Origin of the sequence: Aeromonas sp. R3-1, from assembly GCF_040908345.1 — a bacterium.
GTDB lineage: Bacteria > Pseudomonadota > Gammaproteobacteria > Enterobacterales > Aeromonadaceae > Aeromonas > Aeromonas veronii.
This window is the reverse complement of record NZ_JBFODN010000086.1, coordinates 1-21,591: the sequence shown is the minus strand read 5'-3', so window position 1 is coordinate 21,591 and position 21,591 is coordinate 1. Positions and strand designations below refer to the sequence as shown.

The window sequence follows — 21,591 nt, the reverse complement described above, 5'->3', positions numbered from 1 at the left end:
GCCTCTTCTGTTGTATCTGGTGAAGTGCCCGCCCACTTCTGATGGGGTGTCCGCGTTATAAAGCCATGCCATCAGCCAAAACGGTGGCGCGCTATTTCAAACAGCGACATATGAAGCGGGATCAGCTGCTGCCAGTCGCGGCGATAGCCGCCACCGGGCACCGCCGCGATGGGCAACCCATGCTTGATTGCACAGTCAAATACCATGGCATCGCGCAGACGAACCCCTTCATCGCTCAAGGAGAGATAACCAAGTTCGTCGGCATGATGCACATCGACGCCCGCCTGATAGAGGATGAGATCCGGCGAATAGAGCCGCAGCGCCAGTGATAGCGCCTGTTGCAATGTGGTGAGATAGGCATCGTCCGTCATGCCGCTTGGCAGTGGAAAGTCGAGGTGAGAGGCGGCTTTGTGATGGGGAAAGTTGTGCTCCCCATGGAGGGAGAGGGTGATGATGTCGCGCCGTCCGGCGCACAGGGTCGCACTGCCATCTCCCTGATGCACATCGAGATCGATGATCAGCACCTGTTCACAGCGCCCCTCGTCGAGGCAAGTCTGGGCGGCAATCACCAGATCGTTGAACAGACAAAAACCGCTGCCGTGATCCCGATGGGCGTGGTGGTAGCCACCGGAGATCTGCAAGCCGCAGCCCTGCTCAAGAGCATGGCGGCTGGCGGCAACGGTGGCACCCACCGAGCGCAAGGTGCGCTCTATCAGCATGGGTGACCAGGGAAAACCGATCTTGCGGATGGCGCGCTCTTCAAGCTGGCCGCTCAGGGCCGCCGCGACATAATCGGCATCGTGAATGCGACAGATTTGCTCCCGGGTAGCGGCTGGCGCTTCGCCAAGGGGGTAACCCTGCACCTGCAGGCGTTCAAACAGCCCTTGATACTTGGCCAGTGGGAAGCGATGGCGCTCGGGTAGCGTCAGGGAGGAGTAGAGGGGGTGATAGAAAATGTGCAACGACATGGTGCCATTCTCCCCGGCAAGGTGGCGCTTTCTATATATGAAATCAGCAGATGAATCCATATATACACTCCCTATATAAAGGGGAAGTGGCAGCGCATAAATCAAGACGCGTCGTGAGTGAGACCGCAGGATATGGAAAAGGGGAGCTTGGCTCCCCTTTCAGTCAATATCCCAGCTCGGTTTATTGCTGCTGGATAACCCAGATCTGGAAGGCTTTGCGGGTTTCCGCATCGGCCTTGTTGTACCAGTTTTGCAACTGGGTCAGCGCTTCCGGATTGCTTTGAGCCTTGCTGGGGGCAACCTGAACCGGTGCGCTGGCGGCAGCCATCACAGCAGCAGAGGAGACGGCGACGGTCTTGGGCTGGTTGAATGCTTTGCCCATGTTGATCAGCTCTTGCTGATAGTCACGGGTCAGCTGGAAGCCCTCTACTTTCGGCATCACGAACTGTTCGCTGCTCACTTGCTGACCACTGACCTTGTCTTTCAGCGTGACTTTCTGATCCTTCAGGAACTGTTTGGCTTCTGCTTCGTTGCGGGGCTTTTTATAGTCCAGCACCAGTTGCTGGTTGTCGGCAGCGGTGAAGTTCAGCACCAGCGGCTCGGCGGTCACCAGCTTGATTTCGTCTCGATTAGAATAATTGCCTTCAAATGCAACCACGAGCTGATGTTTACCAACGCTAAGTGGAAACTTTTTGGTGTTATCGAGTAATGAGGGATTGATTGCTTGACCATCGATCAGCTGGACGACATACGGGGTGGTCACTTCCAATTGGGCATCAGCAAGGGCGCTACCGGCCCACAACAGACCAGCCAGCGCCGGTACCAGAACAGTCAGTTTCATTTCATCTCCTTGAACAGTCAGGCGATTGCCCACTGAAAACAGGGGCTCATTTTTACAGGTTTGGCCTACTGCGGCAATGGCTCTTTCTGGTGCTCGATGTTTGCGCCGCTGTCAGTTTGTTTGTCAATAGTAGCCGGCTTACTTATTCGATCCGCCGTGTAAACGGGGGGAGGGCATCAAGTAATCCCTTGCCATAACGCTTGGTCAGCAGACGCCGGTCCAAAATGGTGACCCGCCCCCGATCGGCCTCTTTGCGGATGAGGCGGCCACAGGCCTGGATCAGTTTGCGCGATGCCTCCGGTACCGTCAGTTGCAGGAAGGGGTTGCCGCCTCGCTGCTCCACCCACTCGGCAGTGGCCTCCTCGACCGGCGAGTTGGGCACCGCAAAGGGGAGCTTGGTGATCACCAGATTGGTAAGGTAGTGACCCGGCAGATCCAGCCCCTCCGAGAAGCTGCCGGTACCAAACAGGATGCTTGCCTGGCCGCCATCGCACTTTTGTTTGTGCAGGGTGAGCAGGGCATTGCGGGAGGCTTCCCCCTGCACCAGCAGTGACAGTCCCTTGGCTCGCAAGCCAACAGCCACCTCATTCATCTGGCGGTAGGAGGAGAAGAGCACCAGACTCGCCTCTTTGCCCGCAAGAATACGTGGCAGCACGCTGATGAGTTCGTTGGTAAAGGCCGGCGAGTTGGGTTCGTGCTCCATCTTGGGCAGATAGAGCTCGGCTTTCTGATAATCAAAGGGGGAGCGCAGGCGCAGATAGCGGGTACCGTCGTGCTCCTTGAGCCCCACCTGATGGCGAAAATAACTAAAGGAAGAGAGGGCGGTGAGGGTTGCGGAGACCAGCACGGCTCCCAGACATTTCGACCAGAGCCACTCCTCCAGCAGATAGCCCACCTCTATCGGTGAAGCGTGCAGCCAGATATCGCCGTCATCGCTCTTGGCCATCCAGCGGGCGAGCGGGGTTTTACCGGTCGGCACATGGCGCCCCAGCATCTCCCACAGGGCGCAGAAACTCTCCAGCCGCTGCAGATGAAAACCGCTCTCTGCCAACAGGGGTTCGGCCTCCTTGCGGCGGATCTCGCCATCTTTCAGCGCTTCACCTATGGCCCCCTGCATTCGATCCAGCGCCCGCAGCGCCTTCTTGCTCGACTCCTTGAGATTCTCCGCCAGCATGGGCAGGGGATCCGGCAGTACCCCTTCGGCGAAGCGGTAGTGGGGTTCCGTGCCAAACAGCCGATCGTTGGCGCTGAGCCACTGCTCGACCGCCTTCAGGTCGGGCTGGATGGAGGCCAGTGCATCCTGCAGTTTGAGTTGGGGGTCGAGCAGGCTCTCCTTATTAAGAGTCCGCGCCAGCTTGCCTGCACTTTGTACCAGCTTCTCCAGCCAGCGACGTGAGCCTTTGATGCTGGCCGACGCCGCGCCATGATCCCGGGCAATGGTGGGCAGGTGATGGGCCTCATCCAGCACATAGATGCACTCATCGGGGGGCGGCAGAATGATGCCGCCCCCCATGGTGAGATCGGAGAGCAGTAGCGCATGGTTCACCACCAGCACATCGGCGCTCTCCATGTCGTTGCGGGCGCGATGAAAGGGGCAGTGCTGGTGATGGCTCAGCGCCTTGTTGCAGGTGTGGCGGTCTGCGGCGATGCGATCCCAGCAAGTGTCGGGAATGGGCTCCGGCCAGTTGTCCCGATCCCCGTCCCACTTGCCATTGGTGTAGGCCTGCCACAGAGCCTGGTAGCGATCTTTGTCGCTGTCAGATGGTTTGGTTTTGCTCAGATTGCCAAAGTCGAGCTCGAAGTTGGCCATCTCGGTGCCACTGGCTGCCTGTTCCAGCAGATGTTCGCAGCAGTAACGCTGACGCCCCTTGACCAGCATAAAACGAAACGGCAGCTCGCTGTGGCGGTGGTAAAAGGGGAGGTCTTTGTGGATCAGCTGCTCTTGCAGGGCCACGGTGGCGGTAGAGATCACCAGCTTCTTCTGGGTGAGCCGCGCTACCGGGATGGCACCTTGCGCATAGGAGAGAGATTTGCCGATACCGGTTCCTGCTTCGGCAACCAGAATACGGCGCTGTTTGTCGTACTCGCCGGTCAGGGTTTTGGCTATCTCTGCCACCAGAAAGTTCTGCTCTTTGCGCGGCACAAAGCCGGGTAATCCATCCGAAATCTGGCGATAGGTTTGACGAATGGTGGCTTTAAGGCGAGTAGAGAGCATGAAGAGAGGGCCAGTTAGGGGTTAATCGAAGGACAAGGATACCCGCAACCCCTTGGTGAGGTCGAGGCAACAGCCATTATCACGGCAGTTTTACGCTGATCAGACCACGTTGGTTGTTTATCAGGTAGTTAGCGTTGTTTGCATGCAAAATAGACTATTTGAGTCCAAATAATCAGCAGGATTCATTGCAAACGTTTTCCCTCCGAGCGAGCCTCAAGTGAGATGTACATCACATTTTCATCTTGGGGACCATGATTTCCATAAAAAGTTCCAAGTTTTTTCATTGCGGTTCAAAAAATCCGGTGCTAGTCTCGGCGGCATAGTGATGCAAAGAACATCGCTAACACAGGGAATAACAACGACTTAGTGTTTAACTTACAGTAGGCATTGGAAACTATGAAAAAGACAATTCTGGCAATTGCTATCCCGGCTCTGTTCGCTTCCGCAGCCAACGCTGCTACCGTGTATGACAAAGATGGCGCCAAATTTGATGTGAACGGTCGCGTGCATGCTCGCTATCAAGGTGAGGAAGACAGCGCGAGTTTTGATACGACTAAAAATAGCTTTGTAAAGGATCAGTTTCAAACCAAGAAGGGCGAGGTCAACACCTATGCCCGTATGGGGCTGAGTGGTAAGGTCGCACTGAATAATACATGGTCTGCTCTGGCCATGGGTGAGTGGCAGGTCGAATCAGAAAACTCAGGTGCTGATGATAAACAGTTCGCTTCGCGTCATGTTTTTGCCGGTTTTGATGGTTCCCAGTACGGTCAATTCCTGTTTGGTCAGACTGATACCGCTGCTAAATGGGGTGTTCGTGACCGTGCCGATATCTTCGAAGAGTTGGGCAACGTAGGCAACTTGGACGACGGTCGTCAAGAAGGCCAAGTGATTTATCGTGGTGCATGGGATGGCGCTTTCTTTAATGCTTCCTACATCAGCCACAACAGCTCCTATTCATCTGATGAGCAAGTTGGTATTAACACCACAGCAGGTGGTCAGAACAATGCTAATGACGCGGGCCTGAAAAACGGTTATGCGGTCGGTGCTGGTTATAACTTCACCAACGGCTTTGGTTTTGGTGCGAGTTACCAAGACAAGAAGTTTGAAGATGTGACCGCAGGAAGCCTTGCTGACGGTGTCGTTGTTACTCTTGGTGATGAGATTGTTCGCGCCAAATCTAAAGAAGATTGGGCTCTGGGCGCGTCTTATGCGTACGATGCCTTCTACGTTGGTGCCATGTATAACCAATCCAAGATTGAGTCTTATGCAGATGAAAGCATGAAAGCTCGTGGTTATGAAATCGCCGGTTCTTATACCATCGATGCTTGGAAGTTGCTTGCTGGCTATAACTTCCTAGAAAGCGAAGCAACTTATACTGGTAAGAGTGCTGGTTATGCCGATATTTTTGACCGTGTAGTACTCGGTGTTGAATATGCATTTACTGGCAATCTGAAGTCTTACGCTAACTATGCAATCGAAAATGCTGGTGAAAAAGACGACCAGTTTGAATTCGGTATGCAGTACAACTTCTAATAAGTTGCACATGAGTAATATCCCGGCTTGAGTCTTTGACCAAGCTACGAATGGCCGAGATGATATCTCGGCCATTTTCTTTTTGGCGTAATTGCTATTGCGTAACGGAGTTCTGGTGAATCGCCGGATTGTAATTTCTAGTGATAGTTGGCAAATTGCCGGTCTCGGTTAATTTGTACAGATCTAGTTATCACCTGACACCGGCCTCAAACCGGTGTCTTGTTTACGCTACTTTAGTGCGCACTTTCTTCGGTATCAATTTCAGACCCTTCTTGAACATGCTGTAGGGGGTCTGACCCTCCATCATCCTGTCCTGATGTGGCCGCTGGGTGTTGTAGTGTTCCAGATCGCTATCCAGCTCTGTCTGCATCTGCTCCACCGACTCATACCAGGTCGTTCTCCCCTTGATAAGGAAGTGTTCATCCAGCAAGGTTCGATGTAGCCGCTCGATAAAGCCGTTGTTCTGCGGCCTGCGCACCTTGGTTGTCCGGTGCTCAATCCCCTCCAGTTGCAGGAACAGCTCGTAGGGATGATGGTCAGGGCGCCCGCAGAACTCGCGCCCGTTATCCGACAGGATGGTCTAGACCCGTGCCTCGTGGGCTTCGAAAAACGGCAGCACTGTTTCATTGAGCACATGAACCGAGGTCACCGACAGCTTGCTGGTGTAGAGCTGCCCCCAAGCGTGGCGACTGTAGCAGTCCAGCACGGTTTGCAGATACCCCTTGCCAACCCCCTTGAGCGCGCCGACGAAGAAGGTGTCGACCGCCACCAGTTCCCCGGTGTAGTGGACCTCAATCTGACGTTCGCGAAACTCGGGGCTGAAGCGCTCGAGCAGGCGAATTTGCTCGTCATTGAGCTCAATGGCCTGCTCACGTGAGTTTTCTCAAGGCGCAGCAAGCGGTCGTGTTTGGAGAGCAAGTCGTGACGTTGCCACACGCCACGCACACCACCCGCACTGACGTTGATGCCTTGCAGAGCCAGTTTTTGCGCGACTCGCAGCGGGCCATGAGCTGGTCTGGTGAGGGCGTAATCGAGGATGGCCTGTTCAATCTCGGGCGCAACCCGATTGGGATGAGCCCCTTTACAACCGGGCAATTTGTCGAGCAATCCCTCGGCACCATAGGTCTGGTAATTACGGCGAATTTCGTAGAACTGCTGACGGCTGTAGCCGATGAGCTTGCAGGCTTTGCTGACGTTATTGAGCTCTTTGGCGAGTTCTAGCAGGCTGAGTTTGCGACGTGCTACTTTCTCGTTGGTGATCATGCAGAGGCTGATAGTATGTTGCAGGTGCAAAAAAGCCCCTTGGCGGGGCTTGGTGTCTGGCAAGGCCGGTGTCGGGGTTATCAATCGAACAGGATGCGGCCGCTGGTGCCGGCATCGCTGTCTTTCCAGCTGGCACCGCTTTTGCGCAGGGTGTAAGTGATGGTCTCCTGCTTGAATTTCAGGTAGTCGCTGCCGCTGTGATTTGGTTTGACCTGATTGCCATCGATATAGGTTTCCCCTGTGGTATCGACGTGAATTTCGGCCACGGTGCGGCCATCGTTAGTGACCGCTTTATAGTTGCCAGCCCACGGGCTCTCGTCGCCATACTGCACGGCCCCTTCCTGAGCGTGCGCTTGGGCATGGGTCTTGTGGCCGTGATGGGTTTTGGCCACGGCACAGCCGGAGATACCGACCGCCAGCAGGCAACCGAGGGCGACATTGAGCAGAGTCTGTTTGGATTTCATCTTCATTTACCTGTATCAAATAATTGCAATGGATAAGGGGTGGAGCCCCCACGGTAGGTGTGGCCCCGCTGAGCCGTGGCTCGAAATCAGTCCTGATTGATGCCAGAAATATGGCCGCGGGCGTCGGTGAGGCAGTGCCAGAGCCGGTCATGGGGCCCTTTGATATCAATCATCATCCCCGCCTGGGAGTCGGCCACATAGTCGAGGGTCAGTTTGCTGCGGCTGACGCCCGCTTTTCTGGCAACGGCGTTCATGCATGCGTTCTCGGCAACCTTGGTTTGTGCAGTGCTGCCGTTGTAGGCACTGCTACTGGTGCTCTCATCATCATCGCCGTCGTCATCGTTCTCATCGTCATTGAGCTGGCAGGCGCCGCTGTCGCCATTTTTGACAAAATAGGTGATGCCCCAGTCGCCATTTTTCACCATGGAGAGGGTGGTGCGCCCCTTGCTCGCCTCGTAGAAATTTGAATTCACTTTTTTAAGCGGAACTTGCTGGTTATTGATATAAGCCGTGCCATCTTCGACGCGAAGATTAATATGTCCAGGACAGCTGGCGGATAAATCAGGCACCCCTGCATATGCGGTTCCGGTCATGACCAATACAGAGAGAGCAAGCAGCTTTTTTTTCATCAGATAACCTCAAATCAACAAGGATCAGCAAGTGTGATGTCGTCAAAATAACGGTTGCTATGCCTTAACGTTATTTCTGTGCCCATTGCACACCTGTTATCGGTAGCCCGCAGTCAGTCGTTTCAGTGCGCCTCGTCCTGCCGGGATGACGCCAAATTTAGCAGTCGGGTGATGTAAGTAAAATAAAACAGGATTAATTGGATTCATAAAATATGAAAAACTATAAATCATTTAAAACAAGGGGTTAGGTGCTGTTCAAGTCACTGTGCAAATGATGGAGGACCTCCGGGTTGGTTCCTTATGGACATCGATAAAGTTGGCCATCGGTCTGTGATGTCGGGCGTTTGGTATTTTTCCTGTTGCAAGCGGGCACAGGCTGGCGACATCACAGGGCCAATCAGCCATTGCGCGCAGTAAATACACAGACAAAAAACTCCAATATTCGGTGTGTGAGGGTGGCAAAATGGGCCTGCCAGCAGGAAGGTATTTTTACCTGATATGACTGGATCGTGAGAAATATGAAAGGGGGCGGATCAATAAATCCTCCGCCAATAGGGCGTGATTATATGGAGTGTTAATGTACTTTCCCTGAGGATTGCCCACTCGTGGCAGGAAAATATAACGACTTAGAAACTCATGGCCAACCCGATGGAATAACCGCTGGTGTTGTGGCTGAACATATAGCGGGCAACCAGCCGGGTACGGGTGACTATGATGTCGTACTTGCTGCTGTCCAGCTCCAGACCGGCGCCGATCGAGTTGAGGGAGTCAAAGCCAAGCAACCCCCGCTGTTCCCCCAGATATGCGGTATGAGCCCCCTCCAGTACATAGCGTAACGGTCTGTCGAGCAGGGTCCAGTGGAATAGCGGGGCCCGGCGGCGCAGATAGAGACCGAGGTTCTCCGCCTCGGCGTGACCACGGACGCTGGTCGAGGTACCGCCAAAGCTCTGCAGGTGCTGGTAGGAGTAGCGCACTTCGATATCGATATCCTGCGTCTTTGAAAAGAGCTCGTAGTCGAGCATCAGCGAGCCGCCCAGTCCGTACATATTGAGCTGTCCGCCATCGAGAAAATCCAGCGAATAGCCCTTGGTGCGCTCCAGCAGCCAGTTGCCGATCCGCAGATCGCTTGCCATGGTACCGAGCGAGACGTTGGCGATGGGGCGCAGCACCCAGTGGCCACCGTGCGGGTCTTCATGGAGGGCGATATCCCAGCCGATCCCGCCAGAGGCGGTCAGGCTGTTCCACTTGGTCGGGAGGGTGCGGCTCTCGGTGCCGTTGCTCACCACAAACTGGGGATCGTAGCGGCTAAAGCCGATCGCCCCTTCCAGATAGATGGGCACGGCTTCACTCATGGTGGCGCCGCCGCCGATCTGGGTCATGTTGAGGGCGGCAGATTGATTGGTGCCGCTGCCGATATCGAGGTTGCTGGCGGTGATGTCAGGCACCACGGTGAAGGTCATCAGCGAGAGCACCGCATTGGCGCGCTCCTGTGCCCACTCCTGATCCTGTGTTGCAGCTTTGACGGTGCTGCCGGATAGCGCCAGCAGCATTGGCAACAACATCTGCAATAAAGAGGAGCAAGAGCGGTGCATGAGTGTGGTTCCCGATAAGCGGCTTCTGGTTGCCCTGATTTTACTGTAGCGAGCTTCCTGCCGGTTGGCACGAAGCTAAGAGGGGGGAATAGGCGTCGCTTGCGGTCGGTTGCCGTTTGGGGGCAAGCCTTTGCCACACCAACGGCACGCCTTTGCAGTTTGTCGCTAAAGCTTGGCCTCTTGCCGCCGATATCTCTTGTGAGATCGTGTGGAGGGCAAGCAATTGAACGCTTGGGTGTTGGGGTTGGTCAGCATATCCGTGAGTATGCAGTTACAGGCTGGGGTCACCGAATTTGGTGCCGGTCTGGATCAATCCGTCTGGCGTTTGACCTCCGATACCCAGATTGAGTGTCGCCTCGAGCACCCTATTCCCAACTGGGGAACGGGGGCCTTTGTCAGCCGCGCCGGGCGCAAGATAAACCTCGACTTCGAGCTCAAGGGCAAGCGGCCGCAGGCCCAGACCCAGACGGTGAGCCTTGGCATCATGCCACCGGTATGGCGCCCGGGAATAGCCGGGCGAGAAGTGAGTCAACTGCGCTTCTATCAGCAGTTTGATGGACTGGTGGAGGGGCAGACTGCCTGGACCATGCTCGACGAGCTGGAGGGGGGGCGGATGCCGACCTTCCAGTATCGGGACTGGTATCGCCAGAACCGCGCGGTGCGGGTGTCCCTCTCGTCGGTCAACTTTCGGGTGAAATATCAGGCCTTTATCGACTGCCTGAGTGGGCTCTTGCCCTACAGCTTCAATGACATCGCCTTTAGCGTTCTTACCTACGACAAGAACAGTGATCAGCTCTCCATTCCCTCCAAGCGGCGGTTGGCGATGATCAGCGAGTTTATCAAGGCGGACAAGAGCATCGACGTGGTGGTGATCGACGCCTACAGCGACAGCTATGGCGGCCGCTGGCCGAACCTGAAACTCTCCGAGAAGCGGGCCGATGCCATCAAGAAGGTGTTTGTCGATCTGGGGATTGATCCCGGCAAGATCTCGGTGGAGGGACATGGCGAGAAGCAGCACGTTGCCTCCAACGAAACGGAGCAGGGTCGTGCCAAGAACCGGCGGGTGGTGATCAGTATGGGGCGCAATGGCGAGATCTAGTGCTGTCCCCGGCAAAGAGGCATAAAAAAGAGCGCATCTGCGCTCTTTTTTGATCCTGCCATTAGGCAGTGGGATTAGGGCAGCTTAGAAGCTGTCACCCAGCCCTGTACCGGCATCTTTCTTGGCAATCAGTTCAATCTTGTAACCGTCCGGATCTTCGACGAAGGCGATGACGGTGGTGCCACCCTTGACCGGGCCCGGCTCGCGGGTGATCTTGGCACCGGCGGCGCGCAGCGCTTCGCAGGTGGCATAGATGTCGTCCGCTTCCAGCGCGATGTGGCCATAGGCAGAGCCCAGTTCGTACTCGCTCACCCCCCAGTTGTAGGTCAGCTCGATCACCGCTTCATCCTTCTCGTCACCGTAACCGACGAAGGCCAGGGTGTACTTGTACTCGCTGTTCTCGCTCTTGCGCAGCAGCTTCATGCCAAGGACACGGGTGTAGAAGTCGATGGAGCGTTGCAGATCGCCGACACGCAGCATGGTATGCAGAATTCTCATTGCTCAGTTCTCCGGGTTGGTGATGTGTACTGCTTTCAATCTCGGTTGCGAGGCCATCAGCTTTCTGGATAGACCTTCTCTTTGTACTCGCAGAGGTCCTCGATGATACAGGAACCACAACGGGGCTTGCGAGCCAGACAGGTGTAACGTCCGTGCAGGATCAGCCAGTGGTGGACATCCAGCTTGAACTCGGCGGGTACCACTTTGAGCAGCTTTTCCTCCACCTGATCCACGTTCTTGCCCACCGCAAAACCAGTGCGGTTCGATACCCGGAAGATATGGGTATCGACAGCGATGGTGGGCCAGCCAAAGGCGGTGTTGAGGACCACGTTGGCGGTCTTGCGGCCGACGCCGGGCAGGGCTTCCAGCGCTTCGCGGTTCTCCGGCACCTCGCCGCCATGGCGCTCCAGCAGGATGGCGCAGGTCTTGATGACGTTCTCGGCCTTGGTGTTGAAGAGGCCAATGGTCTTGATGTACTCCTTGAGCCCCTCAACCCCGAGATCCAGCATCCCTTGCGGGGTGTTGGCCACCGGATAGAGCTTGTCGGTCGCCTTGTTGACGCTGACATCGGTCGCCTGCGCCGAGAGCAGCACGGCGATCAACAGCTCGAATGGCGAGTTGAAGTTGAGCTCTGTGGTGGGGTGGGGGTTGTTTTCCCGCAGTCGCTCGAGGATCTCTCTGCGTTTCTGGTTGTTCATGCCTTGCGTCCGATCATAGCTCGGTCGCCCGGACGCGGGCCGGGGCAACGTTGCAGTGGGCTATGGTAGCGGCCTGTTTGCGGTCCCGCCAGTCGTTGATGGCGTTCTTGGCGGCGATCAGCAGCCCCAGCCCGATAAAGCCGCCAGGCGGCAAAATCGCCAGCAGCAGGCTTGCATCGGCGTGGAACAGCTCGATGCGCAGGGATTTGGCCCACTCGCCCAGCAGTAGCTCGGCGCCATCAAACAGGGTGCCCATGCCGATGATCTCGCGCATGCCGCCCAGTACAAGCAGCACCAGGGTAAAACCAAGGCCCATCATCAGACCGTCGAGGGCCGCCAGCAGCGGCGGGTTCTTGGAGGCATAGGCCTCGGCGCGGCCTATGATGACGCAGTTGGTGACGATGAGGGCGATAAAGATGCCGAGCGCCTGATAGAGGCCATAGGTGTAGGCGTTCATCAGCAGCTGCACGCTGGTCACCAGCGAGGCGATGATCATCACATAGACAGGGATGCGAATATCCTTCGGCACCCAGTTGCGCACCAGCGAGACGGCGAGGTTGGAGCAGACCAGCACCGCCATGGTGGCAAGGCCCAGCCCCAGCGCATTGGTAAAGGTGGAGGAGACGGCGAGGGTAGGGCAGAGCCCCAGCACCTGCACCAGCGAGGGGTTGTTCTTCCACAGCCCCTGACTCATCAGCTCCTTGAGCTCGCCCTTGCGGCTTTCCAGCTCGGCAATCGGGGCTGCGCCCGTTTCAATCTGTTCCATCTGGTTCATGATGGTTCGACTCCGTTAGTTCGCCGCCGGACAAGCCGGGGCGTTGCTGAGCAGTTCGGGTTGCTCCTGCTGCAGTTTAAGCAGGTTCTTCACCGCCTTGACCACGGCACGCGGGGTGATGGTGGCGCCGGTAAAGGCATCGAACTCGCCGCCATCCTTCTTCACCGCCCACTGGGGCTCGTTGTCATGGGTCAGGAATTTTCCGGCAAAGCTGTTGATCCAGTCTGATTTCTTCAGCTCGATCTTGTCACCCAGGCCCGGGGTCTCGTTGTGAGCGAGCACGCGCACGGCGGTGATGGTGCCCTTGGCATCAAAGCCCGCCACGATGCGGATCGCCCCGCTGTAGCCATCCGGCGCGATCGCCTCCAGCGCATAGCCGGTCACCACGCCATTTTTGCTGGCGGTATAGAGGGCTTGCGGCTGATCGCTGCCGAGATACTTCCTGCTGGTGACTTGCTTGCAGCTGGCTACCAGATCGTTGTCATAGCTCCCCTCCGGCAGCAATACCGAGAGGGTCTGCTGCTTCTCCAGCTGCTGCTGGTGGGCGATTTTATCCTTGGTCAGTTCGTTGGTCAGTACCACCAGCGCGGTACAGCCGAGCGCGAACATCGCCAGAATTAGGCCGTTCTTGCGCATGCTCTTTAACATGTCCGGGCTCCGTCAGCTGTGATAGGGGAAAAGGGCAGAAACATCATTGGCGACGAGCTCCATACACTTTCGGGCGAGTCAGGCTGTCAATAAACGGCACACAAAGGTTGGCCAGCAGCACGGCGAAGGCGAACGCATCGGGATAGCCGCCAAAGCGGCGAATGATGTAGACCAGCACCCCGATCAGCACGCCATAGACCAGTCGGCCGCGCGGCGTGGTGCAGGCGCTGACCGGATCGGTGGCGATAAAGAAGGCCCCCAGCATGGTGGCGCCGCTAAAGAGATGGAACATGGGCGTGGCAGTCGCATCCGGGCTCACCAGATAGCCGATGGTGGAGGCCGCCAGCAGGGCACCGAGAATGGCGGTGGGAATGCGCCAGTTGATCACTTTCTGTTGCAGCAGGAACAGGCCGCCCAGCAGATAGCCGAGGTTGACCCAGCTCCAGCCGATGCCGCCCCAACCCTCAAACAGCGGGCCGCTCAGGATCTCGCCGGTGGTGAGCCCCTGAGTCAGGCCGGTTTTCAGGGTATCGAGGGGGGTCGCCATGGTGAGACCATCCACCCCCTGCTTGAGCTGGGCCATGCTATAGCCGTCGAGGCTAAAGCCGGTGAAGATCACCGACGCCGCATCACCAAAGCCGAGGCTGTAGGCGCGCACGCTCTCCGGCGGCAGCCAGCTGGTCATCTGCACCGGGAAGGAGACCAGCAGCAGCACATAGGCGACCATGGCCGGGTTGAACAGGTTCTGACCCAGTCCGCCGTAAAGGTGCTTGGCGACAATGATGGCAAAGGCCGTGCCCACCACCAGCATCCACCATGGCAGCAGCGGCGGCAGGGAGAGACCGATCAGCACGGCGGTGAGCGCCGCACTGCCATCCATCAGGGCAGGCTTGATGGCGCGGCCCCGCAGCTTGAGCACCAGCGCCTCACACAGCAGCGCGGTCACTAACGCCAGCAGGATCTGGATAAAGGAGCCCCAGCCGAAGAACCAGGTCTGGGCCAGCAAGCCCGGCACGCAGGCCAGGATCACCAGCAGCATCAGGGTTCGGGTCTGTTTGCGGTTATGGGCAAACGGCGCAGTCGCAATATTGAACATGAGTCTGTCGATTACCTTGTGGTTGTTCGGTCGGCTGACGGGGCATCTTCCGCGGCGGTTTCGGCAGCTCTGGCTGCCTCGGCCGCCAGCTTCTTCGCCTTGGCGCGGGCCACCGCGGCTGCAATGGCCGCTTTTTTCGGATCAACCGGGGCATCAGCCGCAGGGGCGCTCGCTTCAGGCGCGGCAGTGACGGCAAGTGGTTGCTCACTGCTGGCAGCATCGCTTTGCATCGGTTCAGCCGGTGCGCGCTCACCCTCAGTTCCGGCACTCTCTACCTGAGTACCGGCACTCTCTACCTCAGCACTGATACGCTCGCTCTGCTGCGCCCGCTTTTTGGCCTTGGCCCGGGCGATGGCTGCGGCGATAGCGGCTTTCTTGGGATCGACCGCTTCGCTGGCTGCCATATCGCTGTGGCTGGTGGTTACTTCGCTCTTGGCTAGCGCCACGTCGCGGGTCTGTGCGCTGGCAGCTTGCTCACTCTGCGCATCTTCAGCACCGGCATTTTCTACCTCAGCACTGGTACTTGCGCCCTGGTGGGCCAGCTTTTTGGCCTTGGCGCGGGCAATGGCAGCGGCGATAGCGGCTTTCTTGGGATCGACCGCTTCGCTGGCCGCAGATGGCGCATCGCTTTGGGTTGCAGCAGTTTTGTTGGTGCCAGCGGTTGCTGTCAGATCGCCCTCAGCACTGTCACCCTGCTGGGCCGCCTTTTTGGCTTTGGCCCGCGCGATGGCAGCAGCAATAGCGGCTTTCTTGGGGTCAACTGCTTCGCTGGCAGCAGATGGCGCATCGCCTTGCGAGCCTGCGTCGGCTGCCGCGCTGATATCTGCGCTTACCGGTTCACCATTCGCCTCGGCCTTTTTGGCCTTGGCTCGGGCAATGGCGGCGGCAACCGCAGCTTTTTTCGGATCAACCTCTGCCTTTTGCTGATCAGCATCTACCACTGGGGCAGCAGCGGTTTCGGCTGTAGCAGGCTCAGCGCTATCGCCAGCCTGAGTCGCTTTCTTGGCTTTGGCACGAGCAAGAGCCGCGGCGATGGCTGCTTTCTTGGGATCGCTGGCGGGGTCAACTGCCTCGGCGGGTTGCGCCGCAGCGGCTGTTTCGCTGTTTGCGCTCTCCGCCAGCTTGGCGGCGCGGCGCGCTTCCGCTTCCCGTTTGCGGGCTTCGCGGGCGGCAATCACGGCGCTATTGTCAGGCAAGCCCTCGGCGGTGGCCGCAATGGCTGTGATGGGGGCATCCTGCTTGGCCTTGATGCGGGCGAGGGCGGCTGCCACCGGATCTTCGCCGCCTGCGGCCGTCATGGTCTGACGGCGCTGGGCGGCGGCTTCGGCATGGCGCGCTTCGCGGGCCGCTTTCTCCCGCTCGAAACGGGCCTGCTTGGCCTCGAAACGCTGCTTGGCGCGCTCAGCCTTTTCGGCCTCGGCACGGGCTTCGCGAATGTCATCCTTGGCGATCTTGTAGTACTGCACCAGCGGGATCTCGCTCGGGCAGACCCAGGCGCAGGCACCGCACTCGATGCAATCCATCAGGTTGAGCTTCTCGGCCTTGTCGTACTCTTTGGCCTTGCTGTACCAGTAGAGCTCTTGCGGCAGCAGGCTGGCCGGGCAGGCATCGGCACAGGCGCTGCAACGGATGCAGGCCTGCTCCGGGCCGGGTGCGGGCAGTTCGGCTTGCGTCGGCGCCAGCAGGCAGTTGGTCGCCTTGACCACCGGCACCATGGCGTGGGGCAGGGTAAAGCCCATCATGGGGCCCCCCATGATCACCCGCTGCTCCGCTTCCGGTTGCAGTTCGAAACGCTGCAACAGCCAGCGTACTGGCGTGCCGAGGCGCACCCAGGCGTTGCCGGGCTTTTTGAAGCTGTCGCCGGTGAGGGTAACGATCCGCTCGATCAGCGGTTCGCCGTCGATGATGGCGCGCTTGATGGCAAACACGGTGGCGACGTTGAGCACCATGATGCCGATATCGACCGCGCGGCCTCCCTTGGGCACCTGACGGCCGGTGAGCAGTTCGATAGTCTGCTTGGCACCGCCCGAGGGGTACTTGGTCGGCACCGTCTTGACCAGCACATCTTCATCGGTGGCGTGACGGGTCAGTTGCTCGATCGCCTCGGGCTTGTTGTCTTCCACCCCGATCAGGGTGAGTTTCGGTTTGAGCAGGTGCTTGAGCACCCGGATGCCATCCATGATCTCGTCGGCGTACTGCTGCATCAACCGATCGTCGGTGGTGATATAGGGTTCGCACTCCAGCCCGTTGACGATCAGGATCTCGGTGAGCTGGCCGCGGCCGTCGAGCTTGCTGTGGGTCGGGAACACGGCGCCGCCAAGGCCCGCTACCCCCGCCTGCTGGATGCGCTCGAGCAGCTCACCCCGCTCCAGATTCCAGTAATCGGCTTTGCCGTTGCGCTCGCCCCACTCATCCTCCCCATCCGGGGTGAGAATGACGCAGAGATCGCCGAGCCCGGAGGGGTGGGCAACCGTGTGGTTGCCAATCTCGGTGATGGTGCCGGAGGTGGAGGCATGAACAGGGACGACCCGCCCCTTGGCATAACGGGTCAGCGGCTGCCCTTTTTTGACCTTGTCGCCCACCTGCACCAGCAGATCGCCGGCGGGGCCTGCATGCTGGCGCAGCGGAATAATGAGGCGCGGTGGCAGACCGGCGTCTACCACCGGGCTCTGGCTTGATTGCAGCTTGTTGTCGGCGGGATGAATGCCACCGTGAAAGTCCCAGAGCGTGCCGGCTTTGATACGTTCGAGTAAGGAATGCATGGTTGCTCCGCTGTTTATTCCACTATCTTGACCGGAATCTTGCCCGGAACATGCACGTTATTGAGATCCCACTTCCAGTTATCGACCGTGGTAGGCACCGGGATCATCTCGATGCAGTCGGTCGGGCAGGGATCGACACAGAGATCGCAACCGGTGCACTCGTTGGCAATCACGGTATGCATCGCCTTGGTGGCGCCGACGATGGCATCCACCGGGCAGGCCTGAATGCACTTGGTGCAGCCGATGCACTGATCTTCGTGGATAAAGGCGACCTTCTTGACCGGCACGGCGGCCTCGTCACTGCCCCCCAGCGGCTGGGGCTCGACCCCCATCAGATCGGCAATCTTGCGCATGGTGGCCTCGCCACCGGGTACGCACTTGTTGATCTGATCGCCGTTGGCGAGCGCCTCGGCGTAGGGTTTGCAGCCGGGATAGCCGCACTGGCCACACTGGGTCTGGGGCAGCAGGGCATCGAGCTGATCGACGATGGGGTCTGCTTCCACATGAAACTTGACTGCGGCAAAGCCCAGGATAATCCCGAACGCCAGCGCCAGCAGGGTGAGCACCAGAATGGCAAAGAGAATATGGATCATGGTTATATCTTGATAAGGCCGGTAAAGCCCATAAAGGCCAGCGACATCAGACCGGCGGTGATCATGGCAATCGACACCCCGCGAAACGGCGCGGGCACATCGGCGGCGACCAGACGCTCGCGCATGGCGGCAAACAGGATCAACACCAGCGAGAAGCCGGTGGCGGCGCCAAAGCCGTAGATCACGCTCTGGATAAAGTCGTGTCGCTCATTGATGCTGAGCAGCGCCACCCCGAGCACCGCGCAGTTGGTGGTGATGAGGGGCAGGAAGATCCCCAGCAGGCGATAGAGGGTCGGGCTGCTCTTGCGCACCACCATCTCGGTAAACTGCACCACCACGGCGATCACCAGAATAAAGGCGAGGGTGCGCAGATAGGCGATATCCAGCGGCAGCAGGATATAGTGCTCCACCAGATAGGAGCTGGCACTGGCGAGGGTCATCACGAAGGTGGTCGCCAGCCCCATGCCGATGGCGGTTTCCAGCTTGCCGGAGACCCCCATAAAGGGGCAGAGGCCGAGGAATTTCACCAGCACGAAGTTGTTAACCAGCACGGTGCCGATCAATAAAAGCAGGTACTCAGTCATCAATTACCGTCACTGAAAGTCGGGTTATCGGGGTTTGAAGGCGGGCGGTATTATCTGACGTTAGGGCCAGTTAAACAACCGCAAGGCCGCATGGTTATTATGCAACTGGATAATTTAGCCGGGGTTTTGGGCGAGAATCCGGTGGGTTTTGCGTCATCTTCCCACCGGGTGAGAAGCCTTACTAACCAACAGCCAGTTTGGCGGCCTCTTTCCACATAAATGGCGGCATCGGAGTAGTGAGACGCCATTTAATGTTCATCGGTTGGCTGCCAGTGTGGGATACGTACTCCACCTCACCAAAGTTCACAAAGCCAAGGGTGCGGCCAAATTCATCTTTGCTCTGCTCGCGGACGAACAGAAACAAGCGCTTACCTTCTGCTCTGTGGTTTATGTAACTCAGCCCTTTACCCCGTTCTGGGCGAGCGCTGTTTTGGCTCTGCCAATGAAACAGCGACTCGTTGATGGCGTAGTCGTGATAACGGGTAGTGGGGGAGAAGTGCTGTTCCGTTTTGTTCAAGGTCACGAACAGCAACTCGATATGTTGCTCTGCAATGACATAGACCCCTTCGCGAGCCGTGGGTTGCTGCGCGAAGGTGGTCGCGCCAAAGCCAACCAGCACCTGCTCTCTGGCATAGCGAGCATGCAGTTGCAGCGGATTACCGGGAAGGCTTGGCATGGCGCTTTGTTCGTGCTGCACCCGGTTGATCAGCATGGGTAACAGATCTGCCAGCTCGGCCCTTAACTCTGGTTGATTGAGTTGTTTCAGGCTGTGCGCCAAGGAGCTAAAGCCAGCAGTGGGGCCGCTCTGTTGCCAGAAGTCGTAATGGCACATCAAGGCCATACGTTCATCGTGTTCGGCCGTTAAGGTAAAGGCGTTTTCCACCAAGGTTTGTAAGAATTTCAAGTAATGGAGCGCATCGCAGCCCAATAGCCGGGTTTTGATGGCCCGGGTGTAGAGGGTCGACAGCTTCTCATCGCTCATTTCAGAAATGGTATGGTTGCTAGCCTGTTTGACCAAGGCGCTCCAGTTACCGCGCTTGTAGATCTCCTCAAGGCTGATGTGAGGGTAGAACTTCAAAAAGTTCGCCAGCGTCAGCGGTAAATCACAATCCAGTGAGAAACGGCGGATCAGGCCCATTAGGCGTGAGGTATTGAGGGTCGCCTTTTTGATATTGCTCAGAATTAACTCTTGGGTCTGTTTTGAAAGTTCGATGCGGCAGCCCAAGGGGACGTGAGGGAAGCCCTGTTTGATCTCGTGGCTGATCGCCTTATTAGTTTTACCCACCAGTGCCCGGAATTTCTGGGCAAAGTCATACTCAGCACGGGCATTGCCAACAAAGTCCAACACGGTGCAGCACTCTTTATCGCTCGCCAGCCGCAGGCCGCGCCCTAATTGCTGCAAGAAGATAGTGAGGCTTTCCGTTGGTCGTAAAAACAGCAAGGTATCGACTTCCGGGATATCAACCCCTTCGTTGAAGATGTCCACCACGCAGAGAATATTGATAACCCCAGTGCGCAAATCTTGTTGTTTACTATGCCGCTCGTCTCGATTATCGCTGGTGAGGATGTCAGCCTTGATGCCCTTCAATAAAAATGCCTTGCACATAAAGTCGGCATGTTCACGGCTCACACAAAATGCCAGCGCTTTGATCTTGGTAATATCGGTGACGATCTCATTGAGGCTCTGGACTATTTTCTGTACCCGCTGCTGATTGTGGGTATAGATATTGGTGAGTTCAGTGATGTCATAACGGCCATTTTTCCAAGCCACTTGGCGCAAGTCAGTATCATCATCGATACCAAAATATTGGAACGGACAGAGATGGCGACGATTGATGGCCTCGGGCAAGCGGATCTCTGCTGCGATGACACCACAAAAGTCGGCAAGAATATCACCGCCATCATGGCGCTCTGGCGTTGCGGTTAATCCCAACAGAATGTGAGGTTCAAAGGCGGCGAGCAGACCGCGATAACTGGCCGCCGCAATATGGTGAACCTCATCAATGACGATGTAATCGAAATAATCTGGGCTAAGACGTAAATTAGCCAGCTGGTTATTCAAGGATTGCACCGAGGCAAATAGTTGACGGTAGTGGGTTGGCACGGCGCCGCCGACTAAGAGTTCGCCAAAATTGGATTGCTTGAGCACACCGCGGTACGAGGCTAATGCTTGGCGCAAGATCTCCTCTTTGTGGGCGACAAACAGGAACTTGGCGTCGGGTTTGGTTTTCAGAAAACGCGCAAAATCAAAAGCGGAGATCAGGGTTTTCCCTGTACCGGTGGCCGCAACCACCAAGTTACGGAAGCGCTGGTGTAAAGCGCGCTCCATCGCCAATTGTTCAAGGATCTCCAGTTGATGGGGAAACGGCGTGATATCAAAAAAATAGGCAGGGCTATTTTTGTCCCCATCCCCACGGGCCTCTTGCAGTGCATGCTGCAATTTTGTACGGCTTTCGAGCTTGCCATCAAACAGCTCAAAATCATCGGATTCCCAATAGGTTTCAAAGGTGCTCAGGGATTTCTCGATAATATGCGGGATCTCTTGCGAGGTGATTTTTAGGTTCCACTCCAAGCCGCTGGTGAGGGCAGAGTGAGAGAGATTGGAGGAACCTATATAGCCGGTATGAAAGCCGGTATTTCGGCAAAAGAGATAGCTCTTGGCATGCAACCGCTCGCGCTGGGTGTTATAGCTGAGTTTGACTTCGGTATTGGGGAGGCTGGCTAAAAATTCAACTGCCTTGGCGTCGGTCGCCCCCATATAAGAGGTAGTAATTACTTTTAATTGGCGGCCGCTGCGAGTGAACTCTTCCAGCTCATGACGGAAAATACGGATACCTGCCCATTTGATAAATGAGACCAGCCAGCAGATGCTATCTGCAGATAATATCTCCCGTTTAATCTCCGATTCCATCGACAAACCCGCATTGCTGCCACAAAACAGTTCGCTCTGAGTGAGACCTGTCAGAGGGAAAATATCCTCGGCATATTGCTTTAAATTGGCGGAGATGGGGTTATCCAACTGGTAAAGCGCGGTCAGAATTTTCCCCTGACTATCGATGAGGTTCTCGCCAATAAAGTCTGGGTCTTGGGTGCGATCCTTTAGCCAAAGCAATAACTGGTTAGCCAGCTCGATCTGCCGTTGCAACTGATCCTCTCCAGTTACCGAGCCCACCGCATATTCCAAAACCCGGCTCAGAAATCTGGATAACCAAACTGCCGCTTCGGCAGGTTCAAGTTGGCGTTCCCCTACGTAAAAGCGCTCGCGGTCGAGTCGAGATGTCAGCAGTTGAGTAATGAGCTGTTCATAAATACCGCATTGTTGCATCACGCACG

The 21,591-nt window shown here is 57.0% G+C and carries 17 protein-coding genes and 1 pseudogene; 2 read left to right on the top strand and 16 right to left on the bottom strand.

Annotated elements, in window-relative coordinates:
• Positions 1-71: 71 nt before the first annotated feature.
• The 3 genes from AB5Y85_RS05630 to dinG form a co-directional block, all read right to left on the bottom strand.
• A complete protein-coding gene (locus AB5Y85_RS05630) occupies positions 72-968 on the bottom strand; it encodes a histone deacetylase (protein ID WP_368221261.1) in 897 nt (298 codons plus the stop codon).
• A 181-nt stretch (positions 969-1,149) separates the two neighbouring features.
• On the bottom strand, positions 1,150-1,809 hold the full coding sequence (locus tag AB5Y85_RS05625; protein WP_257686604.1) for a DUF2057 domain-containing protein: 660 nt from the start codon (positions 1,807-1,809) through the stop codon (positions 1,150-1,152).
• 142 nt (positions 1,810-1,951) lie between these two features.
• Positions 1,952-4,024 carry an ATP-dependent DNA helicase DinG gene (gene dinG, locus AB5Y85_RS05620; RefSeq protein WP_257124700.1) on the bottom strand — a complete coding sequence of 691 codons (2,073 nt, stop codon included), beginning with the start codon at positions 4,022-4,024 and terminating at the stop codon, positions 1,952-1,954.
• A 396-nt stretch (positions 4,025-4,420) separates the two neighbouring features.
• Here dinG and AB5Y85_RS05615 point away from each other — a divergent pair, with 396 nt between their 5' ends.
• Complete coding sequence (locus AB5Y85_RS05615) at positions 4,421-5,557, top strand: porin (protein ID WP_139472845.1); 1,137 nt, start codon at positions 4,421-4,423, stop codon at positions 5,555-5,557.
• Positions 5,558-5,780: 223 nt separating this feature from the next.
• Here the strand turns inward: AB5Y85_RS05615 and AB5Y85_RS05610 are convergent.
• From AB5Y85_RS05610 to AB5Y85_RS05595, 4 genes and pseudogenes are all read right to left on the bottom strand, one after another.
• Positions 5,781-6,820, bottom strand: a pseudogene (locus AB5Y85_RS05610) (IS481 family transposase).
• Between the two features lie 80 nt (positions 6,821-6,900).
• Positions 6,901-7,284: a hypothetical protein gene (locus AB5Y85_RS05605; RefSeq protein WP_213386976.1), complete on the bottom strand. Its 384-nt coding sequence runs from the start codon at positions 7,282-7,284 to the stop codon at positions 6,901-6,903.
• A gap of 86 nt (positions 7,285-7,370) precedes the next feature.
• Entirely contained in the window at positions 7,371-7,913 is a 543-nt protein-coding gene (locus tag AB5Y85_RS05600; protein ID WP_368221260.1) for a hypothetical protein, read from the bottom strand.
• 626 nt (positions 7,914-8,539) lie between these two features.
• Positions 8,540-9,505, bottom strand: a complete 966-nt coding sequence (locus AB5Y85_RS05595; protein WP_257686600.1) for an autotransporter domain-containing protein — start codon at positions 9,503-9,505, stop codon at positions 8,540-8,542.
• Positions 9,506-9,728: 223 nt separating this feature from the next.
• On the opposite strand from AB5Y85_RS05595, the gene AB5Y85_RS05590 reads away from it, so the two are divergent.
• On the top strand, positions 9,729-10,604 hold the full coding sequence (locus tag AB5Y85_RS05590; protein ID WP_005337611.1) for an OmpA family protein: 876 nt from the start codon (positions 9,729-9,731) through the stop codon (positions 10,602-10,604).
• Positions 10,605-10,688: 84 nt separating this feature from the next.
• Here AB5Y85_RS05590 and gloA read toward each other — a convergent pair whose 3' ends face one another.
• The 9 genes from gloA to AB5Y85_RS05545 all read right to left on the bottom strand — a co-directional run bounded on the left by gloA (position 10,689) and on the right by AB5Y85_RS05545 (position 21,583).
• Positions 10,689-11,102, bottom strand: coding sequence for a lactoylglutathione lyase (gloA, locus tag AB5Y85_RS05585; RefSeq protein WP_005337610.1), 414 nt, complete (start codon positions 11,100-11,102; stop codon positions 10,689-10,691).
• Positions 11,103-11,158: 56 nt separating this feature from the next.
• Positions 11,159-11,800, bottom strand: coding sequence for an endonuclease III (gene nth / locus AB5Y85_RS05580; RefSeq protein WP_157160490.1), 642 nt, complete (start codon positions 11,798-11,800; stop codon positions 11,159-11,161).
• 13 nt (positions 11,801-11,813) lie between these two features.
• Positions 11,814-12,566 (bottom strand): electron transport complex subunit E, encoded by a 753-nt coding sequence (locus tag AB5Y85_RS05575; RefSeq protein ID WP_198303989.1) that lies wholly within the window; start codon positions 12,564-12,566, stop codon positions 11,814-11,816.
• A gap of 24 nt (positions 12,567-12,590) precedes the next feature.
• A complete protein-coding gene (gene rsxG, locus AB5Y85_RS05570; protein WP_005359614.1) occupies positions 12,591-13,223 on the bottom strand; it encodes an electron transport complex subunit RsxG in 633 nt (210 codons plus the stop codon).
• A 43-nt stretch (positions 13,224-13,266) separates the two neighbouring features.
• Positions 13,267-14,319 carry an electron transport complex subunit RsxD gene (gene rsxD, locus AB5Y85_RS05565; protein WP_005337606.1) on the bottom strand — a complete coding sequence of 351 codons (1,053 nt, stop codon included), beginning with the start codon at positions 14,317-14,319 and terminating at the stop codon, positions 13,267-13,269.
• 11 nt (positions 14,320-14,330) lie between these two features.
• A complete protein-coding gene (rsxC, locus tag AB5Y85_RS05560; RefSeq protein WP_368221259.1) occupies positions 14,331-17,081 on the bottom strand; it encodes an electron transport complex subunit RsxC in 2,751 nt (916 codons plus the stop codon).
• A gap of 14 nt (positions 17,082-17,095) precedes the next feature.
• Complete coding sequence (gene rsxB / locus AB5Y85_RS05555) at positions 17,096-17,674, bottom strand: electron transport complex subunit RsxB (protein ID WP_005350799.1); 579 nt, start codon at positions 17,672-17,674, stop codon at positions 17,096-17,098.
• A gap of 2 nt (positions 17,675-17,676) precedes the next feature.
• Positions 17,677-18,258: an electron transport complex subunit RsxA gene (rsxA, locus tag AB5Y85_RS05550; protein ID WP_005337600.1), complete on the bottom strand. Its 582-nt coding sequence runs from the start codon at positions 18,256-18,258 to the stop codon at positions 17,677-17,679.
• Positions 18,259-18,439: 181 nt separating this feature from the next.
• Entirely contained in the window at positions 18,440-21,583 is a 3,144-nt protein-coding gene (locus tag AB5Y85_RS05545) for a DUF3427 domain-containing protein (RefSeq protein WP_368221262.1), read from the bottom strand.
• Positions 21,584-21,591: the final 8 nt, after the last annotated feature.